Here is an 8,426-nt window from a genome sequence, read left to right as displayed (position 1 = left end):
GGGCCCTGCACCACGGGGACGCGGCGGCCTGGGGCACGCTCGACCGGGCCCAGCGGGCGGCGTACGAGACGGTCCTCGCGCCGGTGTGGCCGCTGGTCCAGGACCTGCACCGGGCGGAGTTCACCCGCTACGCGCTGACGGCGGCGGAGCAGGGCCTGGCCGCCGCCCTGGCGACGGTCGCCCCGGGCTCGCGGCTGCGGGACGGCGTCTGGCGGTGGCCGGCGGCCCCGTCGGCCCGCGAGGCGGGCGAGGCGGGCGGGATCCCAGAGGTTCGGAAAGCCCGCGAGATCCGCCTCGACGGCCGGGGGCTGGTCCTGCTGCCGACCTTCCACTGGAGGGGAGGCCCGCTGGTCCAGGACCTGCCGGACCGCCCGGTGGTCCTCACGTACCCGGTGGGCGGGGGCGTTCCGCCCACCCCGGAGTCCCGGGGGTCCCAGGACTCCCGGGGACCGGGGGGCGAGGCCGGGGGCCTGACGGCAGCCCTGGGCCGCACGAGGACCGCCGTCCTCCAGGCCCTGACGGAACCCCGCACGACGACCGACCTCGCCCGCCGCACGGGCGTCAGCAACGCGACGGCCTCGGCCCACGCGGCGGCCCTGCGAGCCGCGGGCCTGATCACCACGACCAGAACGGGCAGATCGGTCCACCACGAACGGACTCCACTGGGCACCCTGGTCATGGGCACAGGGCACACCCCCTGAGGGCGGCGCCGGCCGCGGAAGGGCCCTCGCCGCGCACCCGGGCCGCTGCCGTGCGCCCTAGCGCAGCGCGTCGGCGACCTCCCGCGCCGCGTCCACCACCCGCGGTCCGACCCGCTCCGGCACCGCGTCCGCGAGCATCACGACGCCGACGCTGCCCTCGACACCCGTCACGCCGACGAGCGGGGCGGCCGCGCCGCTCGCACCCGCCTCCAGCTCACCGTGGGTGAGCGTGAAGCCCGGTTCGATCAGGCCGCCCTGCCGGGCGGCGAGGATGGCGCGGCCGGCCGCGCCCCGGTCGAGCGGGTGACGGAAACCGGCCCGGTAGGCGACGTGGTAGTCGGTCCAGGTCGGTTCGACGACCGCGACCGCGAGTGCCTCCGCACCGTCGACCAGCGTCAGATGGGCCGTCGCCCCGATGTCCTCGGCGAGCGAGCGCAGCGCGGGGAGCGCGGCCTCCCGCACGAGGGGGTGGACCTGGCGGCCGAGCCGGAGCACGCCGAGGCCGACGCGGGCGCGTCCGCCGAGGTCGCGGCGGACGAGGGCGTGCTGCTCGAGGGTGGCGAGCAGCCGGTAGACGACGGTCCGGTTGACACCGAGTTTGTTGGACAACTCGGTGACGGTCAGGCCGTGGTCGGTGTCGGCGAGCAGTTTGAGGACTCTGAGTCCCCGGTCGAGCGTCTGGGAGGTCTCCGCGGTCACGACGCCCTCTCCTTCGGAGTGAGTGGCGGCGGGCTCTCACGGGGTTGCGTCACCGGTCCCGTCGGCGACGCACGTCAGAGGCCGCCGGCAGGAAGGGGTACACCGGCTGCGCTCCGCGGCGGCGCTGCCACGGGGCGATTGCTTTGAGCCGGGACAGTAGCGACCCGCTCCGCTCAGCGGAAGACCTCGTCCAGAATCCGGGCGCCGGCGAGCGAATAGAGACGGTTCGGGACCTTCGTCGGTCGCACGCGGGACTTTGGCGGACAAGATCGGCTTTGTCGTGCACGTAGCGTGGAAGGGCCCGGAGGCCGACCGTGGGGGCCGGTCTCCGACGCCGGTCCCGCCGCGGTTCCTTCACCGGTTCCGCCGCCGCGGGACGAGTGAGGCCCGTACGAACGCCGTCGTACGGGCCTCAGCCACGCCCAGGGGGCGGACGGAACGGGGTCACCGCATCCGGGTGGCCCACTCCTGCACCTTCTTGATCCGTTCCCGGATCTGGCCGGCGGTGGCCTCCGCGCTCGGCGGTCCGCCGCAGACCCGGCGGAGCTCCGTGTGGATCACGCCGTGGGGCTTGCCGGTCTGGTGGACGTACGCGCCGACCATGGTGTTGAGCTGTTTGCGCAGCTCCAGGAGTTCCTTGTGGGAAACGACAGGGCGTCGCTCGGCGGGGAGTTCAAGCAGATCCGCCTCCTCGTCCGGCTTCTTGCGGCTGTGCGCGATCTGCCGGGCCTGCCGCTTCTGGAGGAGCAGCTGGACCTGGTCGGGTTCGAGGAGGCCCGGGATGCCGAGGTAGTCCTGCTCCTCGGCGCTGCCGGGATGCGCCTGCATGCCGAACTCGGCGCTGTTGTAGAGGACCCGGTCGAAGACGGCGTCGGACTCCAGCGCCTCGAAGGGCAGCATGTCCTGCTCGCCGGTGTCCTCGTCCTGCTGGCGCTCCGCCTCGGCGAGTTCCTTCTCGGACTCGGCGTACGGGTCCTCCTCGCCCTGCTTCTTGGGCTTGTCGAGGACGTGGTCGCGCTCGACCTCCATCTCGTTGGCGAAACCGAGGAGGCTGGGGATCGTGGGAAGGAACACGGAGGCGGTCTCGCCGCGCCTGCGCGAACGCACGAAACGGCCGACGGCCTGGGCGAAGAAGAGCGGGGTCGAGATCGTCGTCGCGTACACGCCGACCGCGAGGCGGGGGACGTCGACGCCCTCGGACACCATGCGGACGGCGACCATCCAGCGGTCGTTGTTCTCGCTGAACTCGTCGATGCGGTTCGAGGCGCCGGTGTCGTCGGAAAGCACGACCGTGGCCTTGGTGCCGGTGATCTCGCGGATCAGCTTGGCGTACGAGCGGGCCGAGTCCTGGTCGGAGGCGATGACGAGGCCGCCCGCGTCCGGGATGGACTTGCGGACCTCGGTGAGCCGCTGGTCGGCGGCGCGCAGGACGTTCGGCATCCAGTCGCCCTTCGCGTCCAGGGCGGTCCGCCAGGCCTGCGAGACGGCGTCCTTCGTCATCGGCTCGCCGAGACGGGCGGCGATCTCGTCGCCGGCCTTGGTGCGCCAGCGCATGTTGCCGCTGTAGGAGAGGAAGATGACGGGCCGGACGACGCCGTCGCCGAGGGCGTTGCCGTAGCCGTAGGTGTAGTCGGCGGAGGACCGCCGGATGCCGTCGTTCCCCTCCTCGTACGTGACGAAGGGGATGGGGTTGGTGTCGGAACGGAACGGGGTGCCGGTCAGCGCGAGGCGCCGCGTGGCGGGCTCGAAGGCCTCCAGGCAGGCCTCGCCCCAGGACTTGGAGTCTCCGGCGTGGTGGATCTCGTCGAGGATGACGAGGGTCTTGCGCTGCTCGGACCGGTTGCGGTGCAGCATCGGGCGGACACCGACACCGGCGTAGGTGATGGCGACCCCGTCGTACTCCTTGCTGAGCGGCCCGGCGCTGTAGTCCGGGTCCAGCTTGATCCCTATCCGCGCGGCGGCGGCGGCCCACTGCTTCTTCAGGTGCTCGGTGGGCGCGACGACGGTGATCTGCTGCACGACGTGGTGGTGCAGCAGCCACGACGCGAGGGTCAGGGCGAAGGTGGTCTTGCCGGCGCCCGGTGTGGCGACCGCGAGGAAGTCTCGGGGCTGCTCCTGGATGTATCTCTCCATCGCGCCCTGCTGCCAGGCACGCAGCTTGCCGGCGGTACCCCACGGGGCCCGTCCTGGGAAGGCGGGAGAAAGGTGATGGGAGGAGGTGGTGGTAGTAGTCACGATCTCCGGGTTCGACGCTCGTCCAGATATGACAACCGGGCCACCTTACCGGCGGCCCGGCCGGAACCTCGTACGAAACCGGGTGCGCGTGCCCCGGTTGCGATTCAGCTCACGTCGGGGGAGATCAGCTCGCGCAGCCCCTGGGAGATCACCTTCACCTCGTCGGTCTCACCGGTCGCCACGGAGATGACCAGACGCTCCGCCGCATCGATGTCGGGGCGGAGTTGGACGCCGTTCATGGCGAGGAAGGTCACGCACGACAGCCAGGCCGTTCGCTTGTTTCCGTCGAGGAAGGGATGGTTGATCGCGAGCGACTGAAGCAGCGCGGCGGCCTTGTCGAGGAGGTCGGGATACGCCTCCTCCCCGAACATGGCGGCGGACGGCCGGTGCACCGCCGATTCGAGCAGTCCCGCGTCCCGTACGACGATGGCCTGGTCGTCCACCGCATGTCCGGCGACAGCCAGAACGTCCTCGGCGGACAGATAGACACAGGTCACTTGAGCCGCTCCATCAGCTCGTGCCACTTGGCCGCCTGCTCCATGGCGGTCTTCCGCACGATCGCCTGCTGGGCGGTCCGGGCGAGGTAGTCGTCCACCGCCTGAAGCAGGAGCGCGTGCATGCTCGTGCCCTCCTGCTCGGCGCGCAGCTTGAGTGCCTCGGTCTGGTCGTCGCGGAGACGCAGGTTCATGGCCATACCAAAACGGTACCACTGGATGGGGCCAGAGTGGTACCGAATCGCATCAGGCTCGGGCCCGGTCCGCCTGCAACCGCGTAGCGACCCACGCCCCCGCCGCCGCCACCCCCGCCATCGGCAGGAAGACCGCCGCGAAGGCCGTCGGGTGGGAGCCCGTCGCCGCGTGGGAGGTCACCGCGTGGCCGACCGCGCCGCCGCCCAGCGCCGCGAAGGCCGCGCCGCCGACCGCGAGGAGCAGGACGTTCGAGAGACCGTCCGAGATCTGGAGGGCCGCCGAGTTCGCGCCCGCCTCCTCCGGCGCCGAGAGCTGCAGGAGCAGCACGCTCGTCGAGGAGATCACCGCGCCCATGCCGAGGCAGCCGACGGCCCAGGCCGCCGCGACCACCCATACCGGCACCGCCGTGATCAGGACGCTCGGCGCGGCCGCGATCGCGAGCGCGACGAGGACCATCCCGAGGACGACCAGGCGTTCGCGGTACGGCTCCGTCCACGGCCGGGCCTGGATCCACGAGCCGAGCGCCCAGGTGAGGCCGCCGACGGCGAGGGAGAGTCCGGCCAGGGTGACGCTCAGGCCGCGCTGGGTGACCAGCATCAGCGGGACGAAGGACTCGGCCGCGATGAAGGACCCGGCGGCGATGCCGCGCAGCAGGATGACCGAGGGCAAGCCGCGCGCCGCACGGACGGTGCCGCGCGGCAGGAGCCCGCGCACGGCGGGCACGAGGAGCGCGACGCCCGCGGCGGCCGGGATCAGGGAGAGCCAGCGCAGCTCCTGCCCGGCGTACTGGAGCAGCCCCGCGCCGGCCGAGATCGCGAGCGCGAGGCCGATCCGACGCCGGTCCCAGGGGGCGACGGGCGCCTGCGGGTCGGCGGGTCCCGATGCGGTCCTGCGTATCGCGGGGAGGGCGAGGGCGAGCGGGAAGACGACGAGGGCGGGGATGCCGACGAAGACCCAGCGCCAGCCCAGGTGCTCGGTGATCGTTCCGGAGGCGAGCGGTCCCACGACGGAGGGGACGACCCAGCTCGCGGCGAACGCGGCCATGATCGCGGGCCTGAGGTGTTCCGCGTACGCCCGGCTGACCACCACGTACAGCGCGACGATGACGAGGCCGCCGCCCAGTCCCTGCACGGCCCGGCCGAGGACGAACAGCCACATCGTGCCGGCGGTCCCGGAGAGGAGCAGCCCGGCGGCGAAGGCGCTCATGCCGGCGGTGAGGGAGGCGAGCGGGCCGCTCCGGTCGGACCACTGGCCGGCCAGGACCATCCCGAAGAGGCTCGTGGTGAAGTACGCGGAGAAGGCGAAGGCGTAGGCGGAGACGCCGTTCAGCTCGCGAGCGGCGACGGGCATCGCCGTGCCGACGGCGGTCGCCTCGAAGGCGATGAGCAGGACGACGGAGACGATGCCGATGCTGAGCGCCCGATGGGCCGGATCGAGGACGGACCCCTTGGTGACGACGCTGTCGGCGGTGTCGACGGCGCTGACGCTGTTGACCGTGCTGACGGTGCCGACGTCGTGCGGGGCAAGGGATCCGGGCCGCCGGGCGACGCCGGCGGCCATGTCCGCGTCCGCCTCGGCGTCGCGGGGTTCGAGGGCGCTCATCCCCCCAGAGTAAGAGGTGAAGAAGTAAATGACCCCTGTCAGGAGTCCCGGGACGACTCAGCCCTTGGACGTACGACGGACGTACCGCGGGCCGTACCACGGACGCACGGGGACCGCACGGCGGGCCGCACCACGGACGCACGGGTGGCCGCACCACGGACGCACGACGGGCCGCGCCACGCCCCTACCGCGGCCGCACCACGGACGCCCGACTGTGAACGCCGTGTGGCCGCGCCATTGCAGTCGCATGGCACGGCCCCGGAACCCCTTGAGCCCCTCCCGACCCCCGCCCTACGGTCGTACTCGTTGCACCACACGACCGTGTGCCCGAGTGGTTGAGGGGCCGGCCTGCAAAGCCGGTTACGTCGGTTCGAATCCGATCACGGTCTCCAATTCCCGCTCCTGCCCCAGCTCTCCCCGCCGAAGACGGCGAAACGGCGGAGCCACCGACGACGGCGGAGACACCACCGACGGCGGGCTGAGCGGCCGCACCGCCGCACTCAGCCGAGGGGCGGACTCCGACCCTCCACGGCCACCCCCGCCACACCTCCCGCGCACGCCCCCTCGCCTCGGCCTCGCCTCCGCGCCTCGATAGGCTCGTCCCCGCCCCGTCACCACGGGCGCACGGACGACGGGGGGCACGAACGGTGGAACAGTCGCGCGCACAGCACGCATCTGCGCGGCAGGAATCCGTACGACAGGAATCGGCGCGGCCGGAATCCGCGCGGCGGATCGGCCCGTACCGGCTGATCACCCGCCTCGATCCGCCCCGGACCGTCCTGCCCTGCCGCCGGTTCGTGGCCCGCACCGAGGACGGCGAACACACCGTGCTGCTCAGCACCCCGCTGACCGGCACCGATCCCGCCCGCTTCGCCGCGGAGGCCGACGCCGCCCGCTACCTCCTCGGCCCATGGGTCGCTCCGGTGACGAGCGTGGCCGGCCCCGGCGAAGCGCCCTGGCACGCGAGCCCGTACGTCCCGGCGCTGCCGCTTCCCGTGGCCCTCGCCGTCCACGGCGGCCCGCTGCCCGAGACCACCGTCCGCGCCGTCGGCGCCGCCCTCGCCGAGGCGTTGGCCGCCGCGCACGGCCAGGGCCTCACCCACGCCGGGGTGTCCCCCGCCGCCGTCCTGCTCACCGCCGACGGGCCCCGGCTGACCTGCTTCGGCGCGGTACGGGCCGCCTCGGCCGACGGTGAGCCGCGCACCGGCCTGCCCGGCCTCGACCCCGGGGCACTCGCCCCCGAACAGGCGTCGGGGGGCCGCCCGCGCCCGCCGGGCGACATCTTCGCGCTCGGCGCGGTCCTCGCGTACGCCTCCACCGGTCACACCGTGCCCGAGCGGGACGAACTCCCGGCCGCCCTGCGCCCGGTGATCTCCTCCTGCCTGGCCCGCGACCCGGCCGACCGGCCCACGGCGGCCGCCCTGATGACCGCGCTCGCCCCGCCGACGACGCACGGGACGGTCCTGAACTCGGCCGGCTCGCTCCTCGCCCCGGGCTGGCTGCCCGGCCGGGTGGTGGCGGCGCTCGCCCGCCAGTCCTCGGAGCTCCTCGCCGCCGAACTCCCGGAACCGGCAAGGGTCTGAAGCCCGAGCGCGCCCCCTCTTCGCCTCCTCCCGCCCCCGGACCTGACGGACCTCATCCATGCTGTCGCCCCTGACCCACGACGACCCGGCCGCGGTCGCCACGTACCGGCTCATCGCCCGCCTCGGATCCGGCGGCATGGGCACGGTCTATCTGGCGCGCACACCCGGCGGCCGTACCGTCGCCCTGAAGACCGTGCACCCGCGGCTCGCCACCGACCCGGCGTTCCGGGCCCGTTTCCGGCTGGAGACCGACGCGGCGCGGATCATCGGCGCACGCCACGGCGCGGCCGTCGTCGACGCCGACCCGCTGGCCGAGACGCCGTGGCTGGCCACCGAGTACGTCCTCGGCCCGCCGCTCGACGACGCCGTGGCGCTCGGCGGCCCGCTGCCCGAGCCGACGGTCCGCGCCCTCGGCGCGGCGCTCGCCGGGGCGCTGGCGCAGCTGCACTCCTCGGACGTGGTGCACCGGGACCTCAAGCCCTCGAACGTCCTCGTCACCGCGTACGGCCCGAAGATCATCGACTTCGGCATCGCGCGGGCGGCCGGCGACGACCATCTCACGCGTACGGGAGCGGCGGCCGGCACACCCGCCTTCATGTCGCCGGAACAGGCGAGCGGGCAGGAACACCCGCCCGCGGGCGATGTGTTCGCCCTCGCGGGCGTCCTGGTCTTCGCCGCGACCGGCCACGGCCCCTTCGGTACGGGCTCCGCCGCCGACCTCCTGTACCGCGTCCGCTACGCCGATCCCGACCTCACCGGCGTACCGGAGGCCCTGCTCCCCCTCCTGACGGCCTGCCTGTCGAAGGACCCGTCGGCCCGCCCCACCACCGGCACCCTGGTCGACCGACTCCACGACGGCCACGGCGAGTTCGCCGACCACCTCCCACCCCTGCTCCTGACCGACATCGCCCGCCGGG

The 8,426-nt window shown here is 73.5% G+C and carries 8 protein-coding genes and 1 tRNA gene; 4 read left to right on the top strand and 5 right to left on the bottom strand.

Features of this window, described 5'->3' with window-relative positions; all coding sequences use genetic code 11:
* The coding region (locus tag AOK00_RS24345) for a helix-turn-helix domain-containing protein (RefSeq protein ID WP_159041837.1) at positions 1–701 on the top strand (701 nt) is incomplete at its 5' end.
* 57 nt (positions 702–758) lie between these two features.
* Here AOK00_RS24345 and AOK00_RS24340 read toward each other — a convergent pair.
* The 5 genes from AOK00_RS24340 to AOK00_RS24320 form a co-directional block, all read right to left on the bottom strand.
* Complete coding sequence (locus AOK00_RS24340) at positions 759–1,400, bottom strand: IclR family transcriptional regulator (RefSeq protein ID WP_015033894.1); 642 nt, start codon at positions 1,398–1,400, stop codon at positions 759–761.
* Between the two features lie 444 nt (positions 1,401–1,844).
* Positions 1,845–3,638 carry a DEAD/DEAH box helicase gene (locus tag AOK00_RS24335; RefSeq protein ID WP_055602418.1) on the bottom strand — a complete coding sequence of 598 codons (1,794 nt, stop codon included), beginning with the start codon at positions 3,636–3,638 and terminating at the stop codon, positions 1,845–1,847.
* A gap of 101 nt (positions 3,639–3,739) precedes the next feature.
* Complete coding sequence (locus AOK00_RS24330; protein ID WP_055602417.1) at positions 3,740–4,132, bottom strand: type II toxin-antitoxin system death-on-curing family toxin; 393 nt, start codon at positions 4,130–4,132, stop codon at positions 3,740–3,742.
* Positions 4,129–4,329 carry a ribbon-helix-helix protein, CopG family gene (locus AOK00_RS24325; RefSeq protein WP_015033897.1) on the bottom strand — a complete coding sequence of 67 codons (201 nt, stop codon included), beginning with the start codon at positions 4,327–4,329 and terminating at the stop codon, positions 4,129–4,131. The genes AOK00_RS24330 and AOK00_RS24325 overlap by 4 nt, the downstream gene beginning before the upstream one ends.
* 46 nt (positions 4,330–4,375) lie before the next feature.
* Positions 4,376–5,926: an MFS transporter gene (locus AOK00_RS24320; RefSeq protein ID WP_055602416.1), complete on the bottom strand. Its 1,551-nt coding sequence runs from the start codon at positions 5,924–5,926 to the stop codon at positions 4,376–4,378.
* Between the two features lie 317 nt (positions 5,927–6,243).
* Between AOK00_RS24320 and AOK00_RS24315 the strand changes: the two genes are divergently transcribed.
* The 3 genes from AOK00_RS24315 to AOK00_RS24305 all read left to right on the top strand — a co-directional run.
* A tRNA-Cys gene (locus AOK00_RS24315) sits at positions 6,244–6,318 on the top strand.
* A 339-nt stretch (positions 6,319–6,657) separates the two neighbouring features.
* Positions 6,658–7,509 (top strand): serine/threonine protein kinase, encoded by an 852-nt coding sequence (locus AOK00_RS24310; protein ID WP_055602419.1) that lies wholly within the window; start codon positions 6,658–6,660, stop codon positions 7,507–7,509.
* Positions 7,510–7,567: 58 nt separating this feature from the next.
* Positions 7,568–8,426: serine/threonine-protein kinase (locus AOK00_RS24305; RefSeq protein WP_159041836.1), on the top strand; the 859-nt coding region annotated here is incomplete at its 3' end.

The organism is Streptomyces aureus (assembly GCF_001418135.1).
GTDB lineage: Bacteria > Actinomycetota > Actinomycetes > Streptomycetales > Streptomycetaceae > Streptomyces > Streptomyces aureus_A.
Note: the sequence above shows the minus strand (reverse complement) of the source record. Positions and strands in the feature narration are given on the sequence as shown.

Bases quoted from the DNA above. Each gene is read 5' to 3' on its own strand.
- AOK00_RS24325 (WP_015033897.1), bottom strand. From the start codon at position 4,329: ATGGCCATGAACCTGCGTCTCCGCGACGACCAGACCGAGGCACTCAAG.
- AOK00_RS24320 (WP_055602416.1), bottom strand. From the start codon at position 5,926: ATGAGCGCCCTCGAACCCCGCGACGCCGAGGCGGACGCGGACATGGCC.